General features: G+C 74.5%; 13 protein-coding genes. 9 read left to right on the top strand and 4 right to left on the bottom strand.

Features of this window, described 5'->3' with window-relative positions; translation table 11 throughout:
* The first annotated feature begins 28 nt into the window (after positions 1–28).
* On the top strand, positions 29–3,130 hold the full coding sequence (locus AB0I67_RS19255; protein ID WP_357925050.1) for a BTAD domain-containing putative transcriptional regulator: 3,102 nt from the start codon (positions 29–31) through the stop codon (positions 3,128–3,130).
* Between the two features lie 136 nt (positions 3,131–3,266).
* On the opposite strand, the gene AB0I67_RS19250 is transcribed toward AB0I67_RS19255, so the two are convergent.
* Complete coding sequence (locus AB0I67_RS19250; protein ID WP_357925048.1) at positions 3,267–5,648, bottom strand: HEAT repeat domain-containing protein; 2,382 nt, start codon at positions 5,646–5,648, stop codon at positions 3,267–3,269.
* A 76-nt stretch (positions 5,649–5,724) separates the two neighbouring features.
* Between AB0I67_RS19250 and AB0I67_RS19245 the strand changes: the two genes are divergently transcribed.
* The 3 genes from AB0I67_RS19245 (at position 5,725) to AB0I67_RS19235 (ending at position 9,497) form a co-directional block, all read left to right on the top strand.
* On the top strand, positions 5,725–6,720 hold the full coding sequence (locus AB0I67_RS19245) for a hypothetical protein (protein WP_357925045.1): 996 nt from the start codon (positions 5,725–5,727) through the stop codon (positions 6,718–6,720).
* Between the two features lie 49 nt (positions 6,721–6,769).
* A complete protein-coding gene (locus AB0I67_RS19240; RefSeq protein WP_357925042.1) occupies positions 6,770–7,090 on the top strand; it encodes a hypothetical protein in 321 nt (106 codons plus the stop codon).
* A 145-nt stretch (positions 7,091–7,235) separates the two neighbouring features.
* Positions 7,236–9,497, top strand: a complete 2,262-nt coding sequence (locus AB0I67_RS19235; protein WP_357925040.1) for a glycoside hydrolase family 3 C-terminal domain-containing protein — start codon at positions 7,236–7,238, stop codon at positions 9,495–9,497.
* Here the strand turns inward: AB0I67_RS19235 and AB0I67_RS19230 are convergent.
* The 3 genes from AB0I67_RS19230 to AB0I67_RS19220 are packed head-to-tail and all read right to left on the bottom strand — an operon-like array spanning position 9,487 to position 13,695.
* Positions 9,487–10,056, bottom strand: coding sequence for a helix-turn-helix domain-containing protein (locus AB0I67_RS19230; RefSeq protein WP_357925037.1), 570 nt, complete (start codon positions 10,054–10,056; stop codon positions 9,487–9,489). The two genes, AB0I67_RS19235 and AB0I67_RS19230, sit on opposite strands and share 11 nt — an antisense overlap.
* Before the next feature lie 24 nt (positions 10,057–10,080).
* Positions 10,081–12,732: a family 78 glycoside hydrolase catalytic domain gene (locus AB0I67_RS19225; RefSeq protein WP_357925035.1), complete on the bottom strand. Its 2,652-nt coding sequence runs from the start codon at positions 12,730–12,732 to the stop codon at positions 10,081–10,083.
* A gap of 15 nt (positions 12,733–12,747) precedes the next feature.
* Positions 12,748–13,695: an alpha/beta hydrolase gene (locus AB0I67_RS19220; RefSeq protein ID WP_357925032.1), complete on the bottom strand. Its 948-nt coding sequence runs from the start codon at positions 13,693–13,695 to the stop codon at positions 12,748–12,750.
* Positions 13,696–13,789: 94 nt separating this feature from the next.
* On the opposite strand from AB0I67_RS19220, the gene AB0I67_RS19215 reads away from it, so the two are divergent.
* The 5 genes from AB0I67_RS19215 to AB0I67_RS19195 all read left to right on the top strand — a co-directional run bounded on the left by AB0I67_RS19215 (position 13,790) and on the right by AB0I67_RS19195 (position 22,464).
* A complete protein-coding gene (locus AB0I67_RS19215) occupies positions 13,790–15,310 on the top strand; it encodes an ABC transporter substrate-binding protein (protein ID WP_357925030.1) in 1,521 nt (506 codons plus the stop codon).
* A complete protein-coding gene (locus tag AB0I67_RS19210; RefSeq protein ID WP_357925027.1) occupies positions 15,307–16,245 on the top strand; it encodes an ABC transporter permease in 939 nt (312 codons plus the stop codon). The genes AB0I67_RS19215 and AB0I67_RS19210 overlap by 4 nt, the downstream gene beginning before the upstream one ends.
* Entirely contained in the window at positions 16,242–19,307 is a 3,066-nt protein-coding gene (locus AB0I67_RS19205; protein WP_357925024.1) for a dipeptide ABC transporter ATP-binding protein, read from the top strand. The genes AB0I67_RS19210 and AB0I67_RS19205 overlap by 4 nt, the downstream gene beginning before the upstream one ends.
* Complete coding sequence (locus tag AB0I67_RS19200; RefSeq protein WP_357925021.1) at positions 19,304–20,542, top strand: hypothetical protein; 1,239 nt, start codon at positions 19,304–19,306, stop codon at positions 20,540–20,542. Before AB0I67_RS19205 ends, AB0I67_RS19200 begins: the two co-directional genes overlap by 4 nt.
* A gap of 128 nt (positions 20,543–20,670) precedes the next feature.
* Positions 20,671–22,464, top strand: coding sequence for a hypothetical protein (locus AB0I67_RS19195; protein WP_357925018.1), 1,794 nt, complete (start codon positions 20,671–20,673; stop codon positions 22,462–22,464).
* Positions 22,465–22,512: the final 48 nt, after the last annotated feature.

Below are 22,512 nucleotides of genomic sequence, written 5' to 3'. Positions count from 1 at the left end.
GACGATCGGCTGCGGGTACCATGGCCTGGTGCGATTCGGGGTTCTTGGACCGTTGGCGGTGTGGACGGACGAGGGCCGGCCGGTGCGGGTGCCCGAGGCGAAGGTCCGGGCGCTGCTGGCCGTTCTGCTGGCGCACGAGGGCCGCACCGTCTCCGCCGACCGCCTGGTCGAGGACCTGTGGGGCGACGAGCCGCCCGGCAGCCCGGGCAACACGCTGCAGACCAAGGTCTCCCAGTTGCGCCGCGCCCTGGAGCAGGGCGAGCCGGGCGGGCGCGAGCTGGTCGCCTTCCAGGCCAGGGGGTACGTCCTGCGCGCCGCCGACGTGGACGCCGCGCGGTTCACCGACCTGCTCGCGCGGGCGCGCGCGAGTGCCGCACCGCAGGAGAAGGCCGCCCTGCTGGACGAGGCGCTCGGGTTGTGGCGCGGCCCCGCCTACGCCGACTTCGGCGACGAGGAGTTCGCCCGCATCCCGGCCACCCGCCTGGAGGAGCAGCGGCTGACCGCGCTGGAGGAGCAGGCGGAGGTACGGCTGGCGCTGGGCGAGCACGACCGGGTGGCCGACGAGCTGGGCGAGCTGGTGGCGGAGCACCCGCTGCGTGAACGGCTGCGGGCCGCGCACCTGCGGGCGCTCTACCGGTCCGGACGGCAGAGCGAGGCGCTGAGCGGTTACGCCGAGCTTCGCGAGCGGCTCAGCGAGGAGCTGGGCCTCGACCCCGGCCCCGAGCTGTCGGCCCTGTACCAGGCGATGCTCCGGCAGGACCCCGGACTGGACCCGGTGACGCCGCCGCGCGGGCCGCGCACCAACCTGCGAGCCCCGCTCACCGAGCTGATCGGCCGGGAACGGGACGTGACCGAGGTCCGCACGCTGCTGGACTCGACCCGGCTGCTCACCCTGACCGGCCCCGGCGGGGTGGGCAAGACCCGGCTGGCCCTGGCCGCCGCCGAAGGGCTGGGCGCGGCCTTCCCCGACGGCGTGTGGCTGGTCGAGCTGGCCGGGGTCTCGGGCGGCCCCATGGCGGTGGCCGAGACGATCACCGCCGAGCTGTGCGTGCGCGACGAGCCCGCCACCGGCGCCCGTCCCGGCGTGCGCCCGGCGGAGCTGGCGCACCGGCTGGCCGACGCGCTGAGCGGGCAGCGGCTGCTGCTCGTGCTCGACAACTGCGAGCACCTGGTCGAGCCGGTCGCCGAGCTGGTGGCGTCGGTGCTCGGCGCCGCGCCGGGGGTGCGGGTGCTGGCCACCAGCCAGGAGTCCCTGGCCCTGCCCGGCGAGACGCTCTACGCGGTCGCGCCGCTCGGCCTGCCGTCCCCCGGCGCCGCCGGCCCGGACGAGCTGGGGCAGGCGGCGGCCGTGCGGCTCTTCGTGGCCCGTGCCTCGGCCGCCGCGCCCGGTTTCGTGCTGGACGCCGAGAGCGCGCCGTGGGTGGCGGCCATCTGCGCGCGGCTCGACGGGCTGCCGCTGGCCCTGGAGCTGGCCGCCGCGCGCATGCGGGCCCTGGGCGTGCGGGGCGTGGCCGAGCGGCTGGACGACCGCTTCCGGCTGCTGGCCGCCACCGGCAGAGGACGGCCGGCCCGCCAGCGGACGTTGCGCGCGATGATCGACTGGAGCTGGGAGCAGCTCACCGAGCCCGAACGCCTGGTGCTGCTCCGCCTGGCCGTCCACCCGGGCGGGTGCACGCTGGAGGCCGCCGAGCAGGTCTGCGCGGAACCCGGGCTCGACGTCGCCGACCTGCTGGACCACCTGGTCGCCAGATCGATGGTCGAGTCGCTGGGCGGGACCCGCTACCGGCTGCTGGAGTCGATCGCCGCCTACTGCCTCGAACGGCTCGACCCCGCCGACCCGGCCTTCGCGCGCCGCGACCGCTACTACACCGAGCTGGCCGAACGCGCCGAACCCCGGTTGTACGGCAGCGCCCAGCGGGAGTGGCTGGAGCGCCTGGACGCCGAGGCGCACAACCTGCGGGCCACCCTCGCCCACCTCACCGACGGGGCCCAGGCCGCGCGGCTGGCGGGCGCGCTGGCGTGGTACTGGTACCTGCGCGGCAGGCACCGGGAGGGCCAGAGCGCGCTCGCCCGCGTCCTGACCCTGCCCGGCGGCGACTCGCCCCGGACGGCCGCCTGGCACGCGGGGTTCGCCATGCTCACCGGTGACGGCACCGACCTTCTGGAGCGCACCCGGGCGGTGGCCGGCTCCGCCGGGGCGGGCGATCCGCGCTCGCTCTGGTTCCTCGCGCTGGCGCACCTGACCTTCGGCGACGCCGCCACGGCCGGTGACCTGCTCGACCGCGCGTTGGCCGGTTTCCAGGCCGCGGGCGACCGCTGGGGCGAGGCGGCGGCGCTGGCCGGGCAGGCCAAGCAGGCGGTCTTCCAGGGCGAGCACGACCGCGCCGCACGGGCCGGCCGCCGGAGCATGGAGCTGTTCGAGCAGCTCGGGGACGGGTGGGGACAGCTCCAGGCCGCCGACCTGCTCGCCTACGTCGCCGAGATCGGCGGCGAGTACGGCCTGGCCGAGCGTCTGCACCGCACCGGCCTGCGGCTGGCGGAGGAGCTGCGGCTGTGGGTGGACGCGTCCTACCGGTGGTCCGGGCTCGGGCGGATCGCCCTGCTGACCGGCGACCTCGAGCGGGCGCGGGAGTGCCACGAACGGGGGTTGCGGCTGGCGGGCGAGCAGTCCAACCGGTTCGCCGAGGAGTTCGCCCGCGTCGGGCTGGGGCTGGTCGCGCGGCGGGCCGGTGACCTGGACGCGGCCGAGGCGTACTTCCTGGAGTCGCTGGCGTGGAACGGGCGGCTGGAGGCGGACTACGGGGTGCCGTTCTACGGGGTGACGTTGCTGCTGTCCGAGCTCGGGTTCGTGGCCGAGCAGCGGGGGGCCCTCGGGCCGGCCCGATCCTGGCACGAGCAGGCCCTCGCCGCCGCGCTGCGGCTTGGCGACTCGCGGGCGGTGGCCCTGGCCAAGGAGGGCCTGGCCGGCGTCGCCGCGGCCGCCGGCTCGTTCGCGGAGGCCGGCCGGCTGCTCGCGGAGGCGGAGGATCTCCGTGCGTCAGTGGGCGCGCCCCTCCCACCCGGCGAACGAGGCGACGTCAACCGCATCCAGGCCGCCATCCACTCAGCCCTGGACGCCCCTATTCACTGACCCTCCGCTCAGTCTTGGCCCCCCATCCACCGCCCCTCCACTCGGCCCTGGGTGCGACCGATCGCCTACCCTCCACCCGGCTCACCCACCTGGGTGGGGGCGCGCCCGTCCCCTGGTCCTTCGCCCGGGCGTTTCCCTAACGTGCGGCGGCGGTGAGGACGGCGTGGGCGGCGGTGCGGAGGGCCTCGTCGTCCTCGACGGAGCGCCAGTGACGACGCTCGACGGGCCGCCAGTTCCGGTAGGTGTACGGGCGTTCGTCGGTGTCGACGAGCGCGCGAAGCCGGGGCAGTGCGGGGGCGACACCCTCGGGGTCGGCGGCGGCGATCTCGGCGAGCAGGGCCAGCGGCTCCAGCCGGGTGGGCGGCCGCCAGCCGCTGGGCTCGGTCACCTGGTCGACCAGGGTCATCAACGCCGGGACGACCTCGTCGGCACGGCGGCTGTGCTGCCACAAGGCGCGGGCCACGCCGAGGGTGCGCTCGTGACCGAGGGACCGGGCCCGGTGGATCAGGGCGCGGAGGCGGTCCAGGACCTGGCCGGTCGGGGCGATCTCGCACAGGGTGAGCAGCGCGGGGACGGTGTCGGAGGCGGCGGTGGCGGGTGCGGTCAGCGACAGCAGCGCGGGGACCACCTCGGCGGGGTCGCCGGTGACTCGCCACAGGGCCCGCAGGTGCCGAAGGGCCAGCGCAGGGCGCAGCGTCCGTAGCTCCTGCCGCAGCCACTCCGCTCCCCCGGCCGCCGCCGGTCCCAGCTCGGCGTAGATCTCGGCGCGGTACCAGGCCGGGGTGGGCCCGGCGTCAAGGGCGGTGAGGACGGGTCCGGTGTCCCCGGTGAGCCGCCAGTAGAGGAGCGGGTCGAGGCGCTCCCGGTTCCGGCCGCGGGGGTCGAGGGGGCCGAGGAGCGGGCGCAGCCTGTGCTCCCGGCCGACCGCCACCGGGCCGGGGGCGATCACCGTGAGCGCGTACGCCGCCCAGATCGCGTACTCGGTGTCGAGCAGTTCCACCAGGTCCGGCACCACGGGAGCCCCGGCGTGATGCCAGGCGGCCAGGACCTGGGGGTAGTGGAGCCGGTCGTGCCGGGCCGCCATCTTGACCAGCAGAGGGGTCAGCAGGTCGCGGTGGTGTACGGCCAGCGGGGCGAGCAGCTCGCAGAAGTTCAGCTCCAGGTCGCTCCAGCGGCCGACGTTCGACAGCGGCAGCCAGTCGCGGAAGCCGTCCCGCCGTTCCCGGCGCGGGCCTGCGGACATGCGGGCGGCCAGCACGGGGACGCATCGGGGGTCGCCCATCTTGCCCAGGGCCCACAGGGCCTGGGTCCGGACCAGGGGGTCCGGCTCGTCGTCCGAGGTCGTGTGCGCGGCGACCGCATCGGCCCAGGGGCGGGAGGCGGTCGCGCACATGGCCAGGATGCGCAGGGCCAGGGCCCGGTTCGCGGGCAGGGGGTCGTCGACCAGGCCGGCCACCTCGGGCAGCAGAGCGGGAACCACCGAACGCCGGTCGGCCAGCAGGGCCGCCGCCAGCTCCAGGCCGCCGGTGCGGTGCTCCGGCCGGGGGTGGCGCAGCAGGCCGCGGGTGAGCGCCAGCCGCCCGCCCAGGTCCCCGCCCAGCAGCTCGCCGACCTCCCGCACTTCGGAAGCCTGCAGGTCGAAGAGGTCGGGGCGGGCGGCCGAAGGATGGTGGCCGGGGTCCGGGGAGGAGGGGGCGGAGCGGGCGGGTGAGGGGTGCCGGGTGGGGTCCAGGAGGACTTCGGCCGCTGTTCGGGCGTAAATCGGGTCGTCGTGGGTGGGGAGGACGCGGCGCAAGGCTCGCAGGGCGGCCACGCGGAGGTCTGGCCGGCCAACGTCCATCCGGGGCAGGTGGGCTCGGAGCCAGGTCAGGAGGTTCTGGCGGTGGGGGCCGCTGGTGTGGAGGGTCAGCTCGGCGATGGAGGCGACCATGCGTTCGGCCGCCACGGCGTCGGGTTCGGCGTCGCAGCGGGACTGGAGGAGGCGCGTGACCTCCTCGGCCCGGGCGGTCGCCTGCGCCAGGGCGGCGGCGGTGCTCCGCCGTACGGGCGGGGAAGGGTCGTCGAGGAGGGCGCAGAGGTCGGTGACGGCGCGGTCCCACACGGTGGGCCAGGTGGCCGCCGGGAGCGAGCGGATCTGGGAGGCCGGGGACGGGCCGGGGCCGGTGCGGAGGGAGGCCATGGCGGGCAGCCGCATCTCATGGCCGAGGGCCTGGGCTCGGGCGGCGGTGGCGGCGATCTCTCCGACCGCGTCGATGAGCGGGGCCCGGACGGGCACGGACGGGTCGGCGGCGGCCAGGGTCAGGAACGGGAGCAGTTCGACGGCTGCCGGGTAGAGGTACTCGCCCTGGGCGCACACCCGCCGCAACGTCCGGACCGCCGCTTCGGCCGCCTCCGGACGCCACAGGTCCGTGACGAGCGCCGGGCCGTGGCTCGCGGCGGTGGCGGGGGTGAGCACCACCGGCCAGTTCACCGCGGCCAACCGCGCCTGGATGTCCTGCCTCTGCTCTCCGCCCTTCATCCAGGCGAGTCTGGCGGATGGCGGTCACGGGAGCAGAGGCGGGGGCCGTGGAAGACCCTCGCTAGGATCACCCGACATGACTCACGACGATGCCCAGCTCCGCGAGCTCGTCCGCCGTTTCGCCGGCCTGGACCTGGCCGGGTGGGACGATGCCGCCTTCGACCGCGCCCGGGAGCACCTCGGCTGGCAGCCGGCCCGTTACACGCCTGAGGAGGAGGCCCTGCGGACGCGGTTCCCCCGGCTCTACGGGGAGGAGTACGACACCGGCCTGGGCGGCGAGCGCGGGACGTTCGCGCGGCACGGCGCCGATGACGTCCGCACCCAGATCTCGCTGCGCGTGGGGAAGGGGGACGAGATCTTCCTGGCCCTGCGTTCGCTGCTGGAGGAGGTCCTGGGGCCGCCGTCGCTGCTGCGCGGGCCGGGGCCGATGTTGCGCTGGCGCCACCCGGTCCGGTTGCTGGAGCTCGAACGGTTCAGCGGCACCGCCCTGCTGCGGGTGTGCCCGGCCGTGGCGGTGGAGAAGGACGAGTACCAGGTCGCGCAGTGGGCGGAGGCGGAGGACGGGCTCGGGCAGCTCGGCTACTGGCAGATGATCAGCCGGCGGCCGGAGGCGACCGACCTGTTCATCCCGGGCGGCTACGTGGCGAACGACTGGGCGGAGCTGGAGGAGCGGCTGGCCGAGACGCTGCGCTCGGTGGTGGCCGATTTCGCGCTCCTGGACCCGTCGAGCCACTTCACCGCGGTCATCCGAACGCCGCGCGAGCGCGCCTTCGCGCAGTGGACCACGGACGCGGAGTGGGGTCTGGAGATCCAGGCCGGCATTCCCACCGACGCCGGCTCCACTTGGGAGGCGGACCTGATCGCCCTGGGCTGGTCGCCGCCGCGATCGCCCGACGACAAGGGCCGGCTGATCCGGCACTTCCCGGTGCTCGGGCGGGAGGAGGCCGAGACCGCCGCCCGGCTGCTGGTCGCCGCGCTCCGCTCGTACGGCGTGCCGTACGCCGGCCTGTCGCATCTGGTGATCTCGCCCCCGGTGCACCTGCTCGGGATCGGCCTGCCCCTCGCCCCCTGACCGGACACCCCCGGCGTATCACGATTTTCCGGCCGTAACATGATCTGTCATGAAGATCATGACTCTGGCGGCTTCCCTGGCCGCCGCGGCGTTCGTGCTGGTCACCCCCGGCGTGGCGAACGCCGAGCCGCTTCCGACGGGTTGTTCGAGCGGTTTCGGCTACCCGAAGAACGGCGTCTACGTCTACACCTGGGCCAAGTGCACGGGCGGCGGCGGCTACGTCCAGGCGATCGCCACGTGCAGCAACGGCTCCACCAGGACCACCGTGCGCGGCCCGTGGGCCTACGTCGGCAGCTACTCGACGACGGGGCACTGCCCGAGCAGCCACCCCAAGGCCGTGGCGCACACCTACGCCATCAAGAAGTACTGACCCTTCGATGATCCCGCTGTGAGCCGGCGGGATGCGGTGGACCGCATCCCGCCCGACCGCACAAAAACCTACCGACTGATTGGTAGTAGGGCGATGAGCGGGTTATCCTGCCGACTGACAGGGAGTTCTGACCGAAAGGGTCCCCATGCCAGACCGCGTCCTCGCCCGGCTCACCCTCGCCGAACGTGCCTCGCTCACCTCGGGCCAGTCGCTCTGGCTGACCCAGGCGATCGACCGCGCCGGGGTGCCCTCGATCACCCTGAGCGACGGCCCGCACGGCGTGCGCCGCCAGCCCGCCGGGGGCGACCACCTGGGCGTCGAGCACAGCCTGCCGGCCACCTGCTTCCCGCCCGCGGTCGCGCTCGGCTCCTCCTGGGACGCCGATCTCGTCCGCCGCGTGGGCGAGGCGCTCGGCCGCGAGGCCAGGGCCATGGACGTGCAGGTGTTACTCGGGCCGGGGGTGAACATCAAGCGTTCGCCGCTGTGCGGGCGCAACTTCGAGTACTTCTCGGAGGACCCGCACCTGTCCGGCGTGCTCGGCGCCGCGCTCGTCTCGGGCGTCCAGTCCCAGGGCGTCGGCGCCTGCGTCAAGCACTTCGCCGCCAACAACCAGGAGACCGACCGGCTGCGGATCAGCGCCGAGATCGACGAGCGGACGCTGCACGAGATCTACCTCCCGGCCTTCCACCACGTGGTGACCACGGCCCGGCCGTGGCTGGTGATGAGCGCCTACAACCGGCTGAACGGCGTCTACGCCTCCGAGCACCCGTGGCTGCTGACCGAGCTGCTGCGCGAGCAGTGGGGCTTCCGCGGCGTGGTCGTCTCCGACTGGGGCGCGGTCGACGACCGGGTGGCGGCGTTGCGCGCCGGGCTCGACCTGGAGATGCCGAGCTCCGGCGGCGGCACCGACGCCTCGCTGGTGGCCGCGGTCGAGTCCGGCCGGCTGGACCCCGAGGTGCTCGACGCCGCCGCCGGCCGCGTGCTGGACCTGGTGGAACGCGCCACCCGCCACGCCGCCGAGCCGGCCCCCACCGGCTGGGACGCCGGCGGCCACCACCGGCTGGCCCGCGAGGCCGCCGCGCAGTGCGCGGTGCTGCTGAAGAACGACGGCGTCCTGCCGCTGCGGCCCGCCGATCGGGTCGCGATCGTGGGCGAGTTCGCCCGGACCCCACGCTACCAGGGGGCGGGCAGCTCGCACATCGTGCCCACCCGGCTGGACGACCTGCTCACCGAGGTGCGCGCGCTGGCCGGGCGGGAGCCGGCGTTCGCCCCCGGCTACCGGCCGGCCGAGACCGGGCGCTGCCCGGAACTGGAGGAGGAGGCCGTCCGGGTGGCGGGCGGGGCGGAGGTGACCGTGGTGTGCCTGGGCCTGCCGGCCGCCGACGAGTCGGAGGGCTACGACCGCACCCACCTGGAGCTGCCGGCCAACCAGCTCGCCCTCCTGGAGCGGGTGGCCGCGACCGGGACCCGCGTCGTGGTCGTGCTGTCCAACGGCGGCGTGGTACGGCTGGCGGGCTGGGACCACCTGGCCGCGGCCGTCCTGGAGGGGTGGCTGCTCGGCCAGGCCGGCGGCGGCGCGCTCGCCGACCTGCTCTACGGCGTGGCCAACCCCTGCGGCCGGCTGGCCGAGACGATCCCGCTCCGGCTGGAGGACACCCCCTCCTACCTGACCTTCCCCGGCGAGCTCGGCGCCGTGCGCTACGGCGAGGGCGTCTTCGTCGGCTACCGGCACCACGACGCCGTGGGCGGCCAGGTCGGCTACCCCTTCGGCCACGGCCTGTCCTACACCCGCTTCGGCTACGCCGACCTGGAGCTCGACCAGCAGGGCACCGAGGAGGACCTGGTGGTGCGGGTCTCGGCCCGGATCACCAACCTCGGCGAGCGGACCGGCCGCGAGGTCGTGCAGGTCTACGTCGGCGCGCCCAGCACCCAGGTGCGCCGCCCCGAGCGGGAGCTGCGGGCCTTCGGCAAGGTGGAGCTGGCACCGGGCGAGAGCGCCGTCGTGCGCTTCACCCTCACCGCCCGCGACTTCTCCTTCTACCACCCGCTGCGCCGGCGCTGGACGCTGGAGCCGGGCACCGCCGTCGTGCACGTCGGGGCCTCCTCCCGCGACCTGCGCCTCAGCGGCGAGGTGACGTTGACCGCCGAACCGCCCCGCGTGGTGCTGACGCCGGAGTCCCCGCTGGCCGACTGGGCCGCGGTGCCCGGCGGGCTGGAGGTGCTGCGCCGCGAGATGCGGCCGCCGGCCGAGACCGGCCAGCCGCACTCCCGCTTCCTCAGCGACTCCGGCCTGCGCATGGCCGGCTCGGTGCCGCTGCGCCGGCTGGCCCGCTTCCCCGGCGCCTACCTCGACCCCGACAAGCTGGAGCGGCTGGCCGCCGAGGTCAACGCGTTGCTCAGCCGGTGATGGAGTCGAGGTAGGACTCGAGCGCGGCCAGCAGGTCGAAGTCCGGCTCGATGAGCCACTGGATCTGCAGGCCGTCCAGCACCGCGACCAGCGCGGGGCCGGCGACCGGGCGGGTGACCTCGCCGGCCTCCCGCGCCTTGGTCACGGCCTCGTCGAACAGCTCCCGGCTGGTGCGGTAGCGCTTGACGAAGAAGTCGTGGGCCGGGTGGGCGGGGTCCGTGGCCTCGGCCGAGAGCGTGGTGAACAGCCGCATCACCCCCGGCTCGGCCATGTTGCGCACCATCAGCTCGCGCAACGCCAGGCGGAAGCTGCCCAGTTCCTCCCAGGTGGCGTAGAACCACGGCACGTCGACGTCGGTGCGGTGCTGGAGGACCTCGGCCAGCAGGTCCTCCTTGGTCGGGAAGTAGTGCAGGACCCCGGCCAGCGTCAGCTCGACCTCGGCCGCCACGTCCCGCATCGACGCGCCGCGGTACCCGCGGACGCTGAACAGCTCCCGGGCCGCGCGCAGGATCTGCTCGCGGCGGGCGATGCCGATGGCGTACGGCTTTCGCGAAGGCATGCGATCACCCTAACAACCCACCGATCAGTCGGTGGCTTTGTCCACCCGAACCGAGACCGGAACCGAGACCGGAACCGAGACCGGAACCGAGACCGGAGCCGGAAGGCCGGCCGGGACCGGAACCGTCCACCGGTGCCGCCCTGACCCCACCTCGAACGGCTCACCGCCCGGCAGGTGCACCAGCGCGCTGGTGTTCGGCGGCACCACGGCCGTCACCTCCAGCTCGCCGTCCAGCTCGCCGTCCAGCTCGCCGCCCTGCTCGCCGGCCTGCTCGCCATCCAGCCGCCAGGCCGCCTCGGCCGGGCCGTACGGCGTGCGGAGCGCGGCCCGCGCCCGGGTGAGCCCGCCACCGGGCCGGGGCCGGATCAGGAGCCTGCGGTAGCCGGGCGCGGCGGGCGCCAGCCCGGCCACGCAGCGGTGCAGCCAGTCGGCGACCGCGCCGAGCGCGTAGTGGTTGAAGGAGGTCATCTCGCCCAGGTTGACCGTCCCGTCGGGCCGCAGGCTGTCCCAGCGTTCCCAGATCGTGGTGCCCCCCATGGTCACCGCGTACAGCCACGAGGGGCACTCGCGCTGCAGCAGCAGCCGGTAGGCGGTCGCCACCTGCCCGGCCTCGGTCAGCGCGTCGCACACCAGCGGGGTGCCGAGGAAGCCGGTGGCGATGCGGTGGCCGCCCTCGGCGATCACCTCGGCCAGCCGCCGGCCGGCGAACTCGCGCTGGCCGGGTTCCGGCAGGAGGCCGAAGGTGAGGGCGAGCGCGTACCCGGTGGCCGAGTCGCCGAGCACGGTGCCCTCCGGCCGGACGTAGGCGGCGGCGAACGCCTCGCCGACCGCGGCGGCCAGGGCCTGGTAGCGCTCGCGTTCGGCGTCGCGGCCCAGGACCTCGGCGGCCCGGGCGAGCACCCCGGCCGAGTGGGCGAGGTAGGCCGTGGCGACGACCTCCTTCGGGGTGCGCCCGGCGCCCGGCCGGTCGGGCGGGGCGGCCGGGTCCAGCCAGTCCCCGAACTGGTAACCCTCGGTCCACAGCCGCGACGGCCCGGCCAGCTCGGCGACGTGGTCGACGTAGCGGCACATCGCGGGGAAGCACCGCTCCAGCAGGCCGGCGTCGCCGTAGCGCCGGTAGAGCGTCCAGGGGACCAGCACGATGGCGTCGCCCCACCCGGCGGCGGCGAAGACCGAGCGTTCGCCCAGCACGTTCGGCACCGCCACCGGGACCGCGCCGGAGGGCGCCTGCTCGGCGGCCACGTCGGCCAGCCACGACTCCAGCAGGCCCGCGCAGTCGTACAGGAAGGCCGCGGTCGGGGCGAAGACCTGGAGGTCGCCGGTCCAGCCGAGGCGCTCGTCGCGTTGCGGGCAGTCGGTCGGCAGGTCGAGGAAGTTGCCGCGCATGCTCCACACGGCGTTCTCGTGCAGCCGCTCGACCAGCGGGTCGGAGCACTCGAAGCGGCCGGTGCGCGGCATGTCGGTGTGGCAGACGACGGCTCTCACCAGGCCGGGGTCGGCGGGTCCTTCGACGCTGGCGTAGCGGAAGCCGTGGAAGGTGAAGCGCGGTTCCCAGACCTCGGGGCCGCCGCCGCGCAGGACGTAGACGTCGGTGGCGGCGGCGGTGCGCAGCAGCCGGGTGGCCGGCTCGCCGTCCTCCAGCACCTCGGCGTGGCGCAGCACGACGCGCTCGCCCGCCGCGCCCTCGGCGGTGATGCGCAGCCGGCCGACGAGGTTCTGGCCGAAGTCGAGCACGGTCCGGCCGGAGGGCGAGGTCAGCACCTCGACCGGGGCCAGTTCCCCGGTGCGGCGCACCGGCGGGCCGGTGGGCGCGACGAGGGTGGCGAGGTCGTGCTCCACCACCTCGACCGGCCGCCAGGTCGCGGGGTCGGGCGGCGGCGCCGGGGACGACCAGCCGGGCACCTCCAGGCGGGCGTCGTGGGTCTCGCCGTCGTAGATGCTCGCGGCGATGAGCGGCCCGGCGGCGCATCTCCAGCCGGGGCCGGTGCCGAAGGTCCGGGTGCCGCCGTCGGCGAAGGTGAGCTCCAGTTGGGCCAGCAGGGCGAGCCGGTCGCCGTAGATGCCGGTGGCCCCGCCCTCGAACCCGAGCCGGCCGCGGTACCAGCCGTCGGCGAGGATCGCGCCCAGGGTGTTGGGGCCGGGCCGGATCAGGCCGGTGACGTCGAAGGTCTGGTAGCGCAGGCGGTGGTGGTAGCTGGTCCAGCCGGGGGCCAGGACGTGGTCGCCGACCCGGACGCCGTTGAGCTCGGCCTCGTAGACGCCCAGGGCGGTGACGTGCAGCCGGGCGGCGGTGACGGCCTGCCGTACGGTGAAGTCGCCGCGCAGGAGGTGCTCGTCGGCGGGCGGGGAGACGAAGCGCGCCGACCAGTCGGCGGGGTGCAGGAGCCCGGCCTCGAAGGCGGCGGGCGGGCTCCAGCCCGACCAGTCGCCCTCGGCCGAGCGCACCCGCACCCGGACCTGGACGCGCTGGCGCGAGGTCAGCGGGGCGAAGGGCCACGGGACCAGCACGGATTCGGCCGATTCCGCGGTGAAGCGCTCGGTGCCGGCCTCGATCTCGTAGGCGCTCTGCCGCCAGCCCGGCCGGTCGGTGGCGGTGGTCCAGGACAGCCGCGGGCGGCTCTCGCCGAGCCCGAGCGGGTCGGTGCGGTGCTCGGCGCGGGGTGCGGTGACGTGCACGGCGGGCACCCGGCCTCAGCGGCGGACGGCCGCGGCGACCGCGTTCACCACGAGGGAGCGCCACTCCCGTGCCGACGGCAGCAGCCCGGTGAGCAGATGGGAGCCGTGCACGTGCCCCTCGAACTCGCGGAAGGTGACCGGCACGCCGGCCGCGGCCAGGCGGGCGGCGTAACGCCTGGCGTCACCGGCGACCGGGTCGCACTCGGCCGAGACGATCAGCGCGGGCGGCAGCCCGGTCAGGTCGGGGGCGTGCAGGGGCGAGGCGATCGGGTGCGTGGGGTCCTGGCCGTCGAGGTAGGTGTCGATCACCCACACCAGTTCCGCCTTGGTCAGCACGTGGCCGACGGCGTAGGTCTCCACGGTGGAGGAGGCGCGGGTGAGGTCGAGGGCGGGGATCTCCAGCACCTGGAGCACCGGCATCGGGCCGCCGCGTTCCTTGGCCAGCAGGCACACCGCGGCGCTGAGGTTGCCTCCGGCGCTCTCCCCGCCGACGGCGATGCGCTCGGGGTCGTAGCCGACGCGGCCGGCCTGCTCGGCCACCCATTCCAGGGCGCGGTAGCAGTCCTCGGCCGGGATCGGGAAGGGGTGCTCGGGGGCGAGGCGGTAGTCCACGTTGACCACCACGACCCCGGCGCCCGCCGCCACCGCGCGGGACCTGCGGTCGGCGTCGTCGAGGGTGCCCATCACCCAGCCGCCGCCGTGCAACTGGACCATCGCGCCGGCGGGCGGGCCGTCCGGGCGGTACACCCGGACGGTGATCTCCCCGTCGGGGCCGCTCACCTTGATCTTCTCCTCGACGATCTCGGCGACCTCGGGCTCCTCCTGGACGTAGTCGGCGTAGGCGGTCTCGCCCGCGGCCTTGCGCGCGGCGTTCAGGCGGCGGCGCCGGACGGCGTCCTGCGGCGCGGGGGGCGCGGCGTGGATCATCGCGACCAGCGGGGCGATCTTCGGGTCGACAGGCATGTGAACTCCAGGGATCGGCGACGTCAACGAAAGCCTACCAATTGATAGGTAGTTTTTGTTAGCCTCGCCGCATCCCGAACCCGAGGAGGTTCCGATGCCGAGCTCTCGCGTGGCCGCCGCCACCCTCGCCCTCGTTCTCACCGCCACCGCCTGCTCCTCCGGCGCCTCCGGCCCGGCCGGCACGGCGGAGCCGACCCTCACCCTGGCCGTCGCGGCCGACGTGTCGACCTGGGACCCCGCCGTGGGCGCCGGCGGCAACTCGCTCGGCTACCTCCAGGCCGTCTACTCCTCGCTGACCACGCTCAACCCCGACTTCTCCGTCTCGCCCGGCCTCGCCACCAGGTGGGCCTACGACGCGGCCAAGACCACCCTGACCCTGACGCTGCGCGAGGGCGTCACCTTCTCCGACGGCACCCCGCTCGACGCCGAGGCGGTGCGCGCCAACCTGCGGCGCGGGCTGGACACGCCCGGCGCGACCCAGTCGGCGCTGGCCGGCATCGCCGACGTCCAGGCCACCGGGCCCGCCGAGGTCACCATCACCCTGAAGAAGCCCGATCCGGGGCTGCTCTACCAGCTCTCCATGGTGCCGGGCATGATCGCCAGCCCGAAGGCGTTCGCCACGCTCAAGACCCACCCCGTGGGCAGCGGGCCGTACGTCCTGGACCTTACGGCCAGCACCCGCGGCACCTCCTACACCTTCGTGCGCAACCCCCGGTACTCGCTGCCCACGCCCTACGGCTTCGGCAAGGTGGTCATGAAAGCGCTCCCGGACACCAACGCGATGGCCAACGCCGCGCTCAGCGGCCAGGTCGACGCCGGCGGCGTGCCCATGGCCACGCTCCCCCAGGTCGAGGCGGGCGGCCTGGCCCACCGCACGATGCCCGGGCTGATCATGGGCATGTGGATCGTCGACCGCGCAGGCAAGCTCGCGCCCCCGCTGGCCAAGCAGAAGGTACGGCAGGCGATCAACCACGGCCTCGACGCCGAGGGCATCCTCAAGGCCGTCGACAAGGGCCATGGCAGCCGCCGCACCCAGATGTTCGCCGCCGGCACCCCCGCCTACGACGAGACGCTCAACACCCGCTACCCCTACGACCCGGACAAGGCCCGGCGGCTGCTGGCCGAGGCGGGCTACCCGGACGGCTTCGAGCTCACCCTGCCGAGCGAGAACACCTACGTCCCGGCGCTCTACCCGATCGTCGCCCAGCAGCTCGGCCAGATCGGCATCAAGGTGACCTACAAGCCGGTCACCAGCAACCTCATCACCCAGCAGTACCTCGCCGGCACCTACCCGGCGTTCATGTACACCTATACGGCCACCGAGAACTGGCTGGACGCCTCGCTGTTCCTGGCCAAGGGCGGCGTGTTCAACCCCTTCCACACCGAGGACGCCAAGGTCGAGGGGCTGCTGGACGAGATCTCGGTCGCCGACGACGCCGCGCGCGGGCCGCTGCTGCGCGAGCTCAACGCCTACGTGGTGGAGCAGGCGTGGTTCGCCCCGCTGTACGCCTCGCGAAACCTGCTGGTCTGGAAGAAGGACAAGGTCAAGGTGGAGGCCGCCGCCGACCAGCTCTTCGTCTTCCTGCGCGACTACCGGCCGGTGAGCTCGTCATGATCAAGCAGTTGTCCCGGCGGCTGCTCGGCGCGGCCGTGCTGCTGCTGGCGATCACCGCGATCACCTCGCTGCTCACCGCCCTGGTGCCCGATCCCACGCACAACCTGCTCGGCCCGACCGCGACCGCCGAGCAGATCCTCGCCAAGCAGCACGAGCTGGGGCTCGACCGGCCGGCGGGCGAGCGCTACCTGGGCTGGCTGGCCGGCGCGGTCCGCGGCGACCTGGGCGTGTCGTGGTTCACCGGGCTGCCGGTGGCCGAGACGATCGCCGCGCGGCTGCCGGTGACCGCCTCGCTCGCGGTGGCCGCCACGCTGGTCTCGGCCGTGCTCGGCATCGCCTTCGGCCTGGCGGCGGCGGTCCGGCGGGGCGCGCTGGACCGCCTGCTGCAGGCCGTGGCGGTGCTCGGCTTCGCCGTGCCCGGCCTGTGGGTGGCCCTGCTGCTGATCATCGTCTTCGCGGTGCAACTGCGCTGGCTGCCCGCCACGGGGTACGTGGCCTTCGCCGAGAGCCCCGCGGGCTGGGCGCGCTCGCTGGTCCTGCCGGTCGCGGCGATCGCCGCCGGATCGGTGGCGGCGGTGGCGGCGCAGACCCGCAACGCGGTGGCGGCCGTGCTCGCCCGGGACTACGTCAGGACGCTGCGCGGGCGCGGGCTGCCCCGGTGGCGGCTGCTGCTGCGGCACGTGCTGCGCAACGCCGCCCCGACCGCGCTGACCGTGGTGAGCCTGCAGTTCATCGGCCTGCTCGGCGGGGCGGTCGTGGTGGAGCAGATCTTCGCCGTCAACGGCCTGGGCAGCCTGGCCGCCGCCTCCGCCAGCCGCGCCGACATCCCGGTCGTACTCGGCGTGGTCGTCGTCGGGGTGCTGATCGTGCTGACCGTCAACCTGATCGTGGACCTGCTGGTGAGCTGGCTCGACCCCAAGGTGCGCACCCGATGAGGACCGCTCTGCTGCGGCCGGCTGCGCTCCTGCCCGCCGCCTTCCTGCTGCTCGTGGCCGTCGCCGCGGTCGCCGGCCCCTGGCTGGCGCCGTACGGGGCCGATCATGTGGACCTGACCGCCGCGCTCGCCGGGCCGGGCGGCGCCCACCCGCTAGGCGGCGACGGCTCCGGCCGCGACGTGCTCAGCCGGCTGCTGCACGGCACCGGCGCCACGGTCGCCGGGGCGCTGCTGGCCACCGCGGTCGCGCTGCTCCTGGGCGTGACGGCCGGCACGCTGGCCGGATACTTCGGCCGCTGGGCCGACGCCGTGGCGAGCTGGGTGTTCAACCTGCTCATGGCGTTGCCGGCGTTCATCGTCGTGCTGGCCTTCGTCGCGGTCCGCGGGCCCGGGCTGGTCGGCACCATGGCCTTCGTCGGCTTCCTGTCCTCGCCGTCGATCTACCGGCTGGTCCGCACCGCGACCCAGCGGGTGCGCGGCGAGTTCTACATCGACGCCGCCCGCGTCTGCGGCCTGTCCGACCCGCGCATCGTCGGCCGGCACGTGCTCCCGGTGGTCCGCTCGGCGATCCTCGTGCAGGCGCCGCTGCTGTTCGGCGCCGCGCTGCTCATCCAGGCGGGCATCGACTTCCTCGGGCTGGGCGAGCCCGGCGCGGCGAGCTGGGGCTCGATGCTCAACGACGCGGCGGCCAACGTCTTCCGCGCGCCCTGGCTGTCGCTCTGGCCCGGGCTGGCCATCGCCGGCACGGTCCTGGCCGTCACCCTGCTCGGCAACGCGCTCGGCGACTCCCCCGCCGGCGCCTCGGCCGATGCCCCGGCCCGGCGGCCCGCCGTCCGAACCGCTGCTCCCCGGCCCGGGTCCGTCGCGCCGCCCGAGGACGCGCTGCTGGCCATCGGCGGGCTGACCGTCACCCACCGCGCCCCCGGCGGCGAGGTCACCGTCGTGGACGGCGTCGATCTCCACGTACGGCCCGGCGAGGTGGTCGGCCTGGTGGGCGAGTCCGGATCGGGCAAGACCCAGACCGTGCTGGCCGCCCTGGGCCTGCTGCCGCCCAGCGGCCGGATCGCCGCCGGCGAGGTGCGCTTCGGCGGCACGGACCTGGCGGCCCTGGACGAGCGGGGCCTCACCCGGGTCCGCGGCGCGCGCATCGGCTACGTCTCCCAGGAGCCGATGTCCAACCTCGACCCGAGCTTCCGCACCGGCAGCCAGCTCACCGAGCCGCTGCGGGTGCACCTCGGGCTGTCGCGGCGGGCGGCCCGGCGGCGGGCCCTGGAACTGCTGGCCCGGGTGGGCGTCGCCGACCCGGAACGCATCTGCCGCGCCTACCCGCACGAGATCTCCGGCGGCACCGCCCAGCGGGTGCTCATCGCCGGGGCCATCTCGTGCGACCCCGAGCTGCTGGTGGCCGACGAGCCGACGACCGCGCTCGACGTGACCGTGCAGGCCGAGGTGCTCGACCTGCTGCGCTCGCTGCAGCAGGAGCGGCGGATGGCCGTGCTGCTGGTCACGCACGACCTGGGGGTGGTGGCGGACATGTGCGACCGGGTGGCGGTGATGCGGGGCGGGCGCGTGATCGAGGAGGCCGGGACGCGCGAGCTGTTCGCCCGGCCTGCTCAGCCGTACACGCGGGCGTTGCTGGCGGCCAACCCGCACCACGCCGAGCCGCGCGAGCGGGCGGCCGTGCCGGGGCCGCCGCTGCTGGAGATCGACCGGCTGCGGGTGTCCTACCCCGGGCGGGGGCTGGGCCGGCCGCCGCTGCCGGTGCTCAGGGGCGTCAGCCTCACCGTCGCCGCGGGCGAGACGCTCGGCCTGGTCGGCGAGTCCGGCTCGGGCAAGACGACGCTCGGCCGCGCGGTGCTCGGCCTCGCGCCGGTCTCCGGCGGCGGCATCCGGTACGGCGGGCATCCCCTGCCCGGCCGCCGCGAGCGGGCCCGGCTCATCCAGGCGGTCTTCCAGGACCCCTACAGTTCCCTCAACCCGGCCATGAGCATCGCCGACATCCTCGCCGAACCGCTGCTCACCCAGGGCGGGCTCGGACCGGCCGAGGCGTCGGCCCGGGTCGCCGCGCTCCTGGACCGCGTCGGCCTGCCCGCCGGCACCGGCGCCCGGCACGCCCGCGAGCTGTCCGGCGGCCAGCGCCAGCGGGTGGCCATCGCGCGCGCCCTCGCGCCAGGACCGCGCCTGATCATCTGCGACGAGCCCGTGTCCGCGCTCGACGTCTCCACCCAGGCGCAGGTGCTCGCCCTGCTCGCGGAGATCCAGCGCGACAGCGGGGTGAGCTACCTGTTCATCTCGCACGACCTGGCCGTGGTGCGCTCCCTCTGCGACCGGGTGGCGGTGATGGCCGGCGGCGTCCTCGTCGAGACCGGTCCCGCCGCCGAGGTCACCTCGGCCCCGCGCGATCCGTACACCCGCCGGTTGCTGCTGTCGGCTCTGGTCCCCGACCCTGAGGAGCAGGCGCGCCGCCGGGCCGTCCGGCTGAGCATGGGTCCGGGCCGGGATTCAACACTTTCGCGGGCGGCCGCGTCAGGGAGGGGCAGACCGAGGAAAGGTGACAGGTCATTGGACGACGACTCCCGTTTCGCGGACTTCGTCGCCGAGCGGGCGGACGCGCTGTTGCGGTACGGGTACGTGCTCAGCGGCAACGCCCACGACGCGGCCGATCTGACGCAGGAGGCCCTGGTCAGGCTGCACCGGGCGTGGTCGCGGGTACGGCACAAGGGCGACCCGGAGAGCTACACCCGGGTGATCATGGCCAGGCTGCACGTGAGCGTCTGGCGGCTCCGGCGGCGCGAGCGGCTGGAATGGGAGCTCCCTGAACAACCGCACGTGGACGTGCTGCCCTCCGACGTGGAGCGGCGGCTGTGGCACGCGCTCGAGGACCTGCCCAGGAAGCAGCGGGCGGTGCTGGTGCTCCGGTACTACGAGGAGTTGCCCGACGCGGAGATCGCCCGGGTGCTGGGCGTCTCGCGCGGGACGGTGCGCAGCCATGCCTCGCTGGGCCTGAGCAAGCTCCGGCTCACCGTGGCCGACCTCATGACGAGCAACGGGAGCGCAGGATGACCGGGAAGTGGGAAGACGACCTCCGCGACGCCCTCGTCCACGCCGCCGAGGCCGCCCCGCGGGCGCCGCGGGAGCTGCCGGCGCTCGTCGCGTCCCGGTCCAGGCGGCGCAGGGCGCGGAGGCAGGCCCTGCTCGCGGCGGCCATGGTGGCCGTGATCGCGGGCGGGGTGGCGGTCGCGGTCCGGGAGAGCGCCGGCCCGGCCGTGGAGCACGCGGTGCAACCGGCCCGGCCCGAGGAGAGCCGGTCGGCGGCCGGGGAGACCTCCCAGCCGGTCCCGCGCCGGCCCGTGATCACGGCCGCGGACCCGGTCGGCGAGGTCTGGCCGGGCGCGGTGTGGAAGATCCCGGCCAAGCTGCCCGGCGGGCAGAAGCTGCGGCCCCTGCTCTTCCTCGACGACCGCACCCTGCTGGCACAGACGTGGGAGAGCTTCGAGAAGGCCGACGCCATCCACGCCTACGACCTGGAGACCGGCGACAGCCGGAAGATCGCCGACATCCGCACCCCGAAGGGTGTCCACGCCTCGGAGTTCGCCGTGGGCTCGGGGCGGATCGTCTGGCAGACGATCAAGGTGGCCGGGCGGCGCGGCACCTCGGAGTTCTGGTCGGTGCCGGTCACCGGCGGCACACCGGAGGCGATCGCCACCGGCCGCCCCGTCAAGGGTCGCGGCGACGCCCTCGCCGTGGTGGGCGACCGGCTGGTCTTCTCGCTGCTGGAGGGCGGCGTCCACACCGTGCCGCTGGCGGGCGGCGAGGTGAGCGCGGTCGCCGGAGCCGAAGGCCACCACCTGCTGAGCTGGCCGTGGGTCGGGACGCCCGGCGAGTACACCCCGGACAACGAGCCGAGCTTCGCGAAGCTGCGCAACGCCGAGACCGGCGAGACGAGCGAGGCGGTCGTCCACCCGGGTGAGAAGTTCGTCCGGTGCGGCGTGCTGACCTGCACCGGCGTGCGGCCGGACCAGACGCCGTTCCAGCGGCGGCGTGACGGGTCCGGGGAGCGCGTGCTGCCCGAGGAGGCGCCGCACGGCCTCGCCGCCGACCGGTTCATGACCGTCCATCTGCCGAAGGGCGGTCAGGTCCTGCACGACCTGGTCACCGGGAGGTCGGGCGATCTGGGACTGCGGCCCGACAAGCTCGGCCGGTCGGTCAGCGTCCAGCCCGCGCTGGGTGACGGCAGGCTGGTGCAGTACCCGCTGGGGAAGGAACTCGTGGTCATCGACCTGGCCAGGATCGAGTGACCCTGCTGGAGCCGATTCCGCCGGACGGAACATCGCCGGTTCCGTGAGGCGGAACTCGGCATTGGGCTGCGGCCGCACCAGCCGCCACGCTAAGCCGCAGCCCAGCACCCCCAGCCAGAAAGGTCGCGATGCGCCACCTTCTCCGCAACGCCCTGGTCACCTCAGGCGCGCTCGGCCTCCTGCTCACCTCCGGCACCGCTGTCTCCGGCGCCGCCGTACGGACCGACGGGAGCGACGAGAACATCCCGTCGGTCTGCGGCGACCGCCGCCCGGACGACCCCGGCCCCGGCACGTACGGCATGCAGCTCGACGGCAGCTTCCGCCACCCCGACCTCACCCCCGCCGGTGAGGAGCGCTTCTCCTTCCCCGGCGGCGCCAAGGACCTGTTCCCCAAGACCAAGGGCTACGACCCGGGCTCCTACACGGAGGGCCCGATCAAGGTCGAGGCCGCCTACCGTGGCCCGCAGTTCACCCCCGACTACTTCCACACCTGGCAGAACATCGTCGACTTCGACGGCCGCCGCTACCTCTTCCAGTACGACCGCAGCGCGGGCCGCGTCTACGACGTCACCGACGTGCGCAAGGTCAAGATCGTCGAGAGCCTCAGCCGGGACGACGTCAAGGTCGAGTACGGCGAGAACGTCGAGCTGCACAAGAGCAAGGACTGGGACGCCTACGACTACTGGGGCGCCTCGACCATCCAGTGGAGCCCGTCGCTCAAGGCGTACGTGATGGTCCAGTCGTTCGAGCAGAAGCGCCAGGTCGGCGAGCTCGGCGACAGCGTGGAGCACTCCAAGTTCCACAATGCGGACGGCGTGAAGAAGCTGCGCGAGCAGACGAGCTTCAAGGGCTTCAAGGTCTACCGGCTTGACGGGCCGCGCAAGAAGGACTGGAAGCTGCTGTCCACCGTCACCACGGACGCCAGCTACGCCGACCCGCTGAACGCCGCGCCCGGCGCGCACCAGGGGTCCGGCTCGCTGGACGTGCCGTACTGGACCGGCGGCAAGTACATGTTCATCGCCGCCGCGCCGCTGGACACCTGGAGCAACACCGAGGCGCCGACCTACCTGTACTCGGCGGGCTACCAGGCCTACGACATGTCCGACCCGGCCAAGCCCCGCAAGGTCGGCGAGTGGCACCGGAAGGGGCAACTCGCCTCGGAGTCGGCCGCCTACGCCAAGAACCCGCGGTGCGGCAACCAGACCTCGTGGATGGGCGCGCGGATGCCGCTGTTCATCCCGAAGCCGGTCGAGGAGGGCGGCAAGTACGCCTTCGCCGCGCTGGGCGGGTTCGGGCTGTCGGTCCTGGACATCTCCAACCCGGCGGACATGAAGGAGATCGCGCACCTCGAACTGCCGATGTCGGTCGGCGGCACCGAGGCCGACAACGTGGACGTCTCGCAGTACGAGAAGACCGGCATGGTCTACGTCTCCGGCTACCCGCTGGGCGAGGACTGCCACGAGCCGTACAAGGACGTCTTCCAGATCGACGCCCGCGACCCGCGCGCTCCGCGCATCGTCGGCGCCCTGCCCAGGCCGAAGCCGGTCGCCGGGGCGAAGTTCGCCGACTACTGCCAGCGGGGCGGCAGCTTCGGGCCCAAGCGGTCGGGCGCCTACACCTCGCCCGGCGACCCCGCGCAGGGGCTGCTGCCGTACGCCTTCTACAACGCGGGCGTGCAGTTCTTCGACACCACCGACCCGCGCAAGCCGAAGATCGCCGCGCAGTTCGTGCCGTCCGGGTTCAGCAAGGGCGTGCCGGACTACGCGCTGGGCAACCAGACCCACGCCATCTACGTGGAGTGGGACCGGAAGCTGGTGTGGGTCTTCACCAACGACGGCATCTACGCCGTCTCCAGCAAGAAGCTGCTCGGCGCCCCGACCCTGACCGGGCCGGCCGCGCCGTTCCGCAACAGCGCCCGCTAGGCGGGCCTGCCGGAGGCCGGGCCCGACAGCGGCGCCCGGCCTCCGGAG

This window comes from Nonomuraea sp. NPDC050310, from assembly GCF_040655795.1.
Lineage (GTDB): Bacteria > Actinomycetota > Actinomycetes > Streptosporangiales > Streptosporangiaceae > Nonomuraea.
Note: the sequence above shows the minus strand (reverse complement) of the source record. Positions and strands in the feature narration are given on the sequence as shown.

Coding starts and splice junctions, on each gene's coding strand:
- AB0I67_RS19250 (WP_357925048.1), bottom strand. CDS start 5,648: ATGAAGGGCGGAGAGCAGAGGCAGGACATCCAGGCGCGGTTGGCCGCG.
- AB0I67_RS19210 (WP_357925027.1), top strand. CDS start 15,307: ATGATCAAGCAGTTGTCCCGGCGGCTGCTCGGCGCGGCCGTGCTGCTG.
- AB0I67_RS19215 (WP_357925030.1), top strand. CDS start 13,790: ATGCCGAGCTCTCGCGTGGCCGCCGCCACCCTCGCCCTCGTTCTCACC.
- AB0I67_RS19220 (WP_357925032.1), bottom strand. CDS start 13,695: ATGCCTGTCGACCCGAAGATCGCCCCGCTGGTCGCGATGATCCACGCC.
- AB0I67_RS19205 (WP_357925024.1), top strand. CDS start 16,242: ATGAGGACCGCTCTGCTGCGGCCGGCTGCGCTCCTGCCCGCCGCCTTC.
- AB0I67_RS19240 (WP_357925042.1), top strand. CDS start 6,770: ATGAAGATCATGACTCTGGCGGCTTCCCTGGCCGCCGCGGCGTTCGTG.
- AB0I67_RS19230 (WP_357925037.1), bottom strand. CDS start 10,056: ATGCCTTCGCGAAAGCCGTACGCCATCGGCATCGCCCGCCGCGAGCAG.
- AB0I67_RS19200 (WP_357925021.1), top strand. CDS start 19,304: ATGACCGGGAAGTGGGAAGACGACCTCCGCGACGCCCTCGTCCACGCC.
- AB0I67_RS19195 (WP_357925018.1), top strand. CDS start 20,671: ATGCGCCACCTTCTCCGCAACGCCCTGGTCACCTCAGGCGCGCTCGGC.
- AB0I67_RS19235 (WP_357925040.1), top strand. CDS start 7,236: ATGCCAGACCGCGTCCTCGCCCGGCTCACCCTCGCCGAACGTGCCTCG.
- AB0I67_RS19245 (WP_357925045.1), top strand. CDS start 5,725: ATGACTCACGACGATGCCCAGCTCCGCGAGCTCGTCCGCCGTTTCGCC.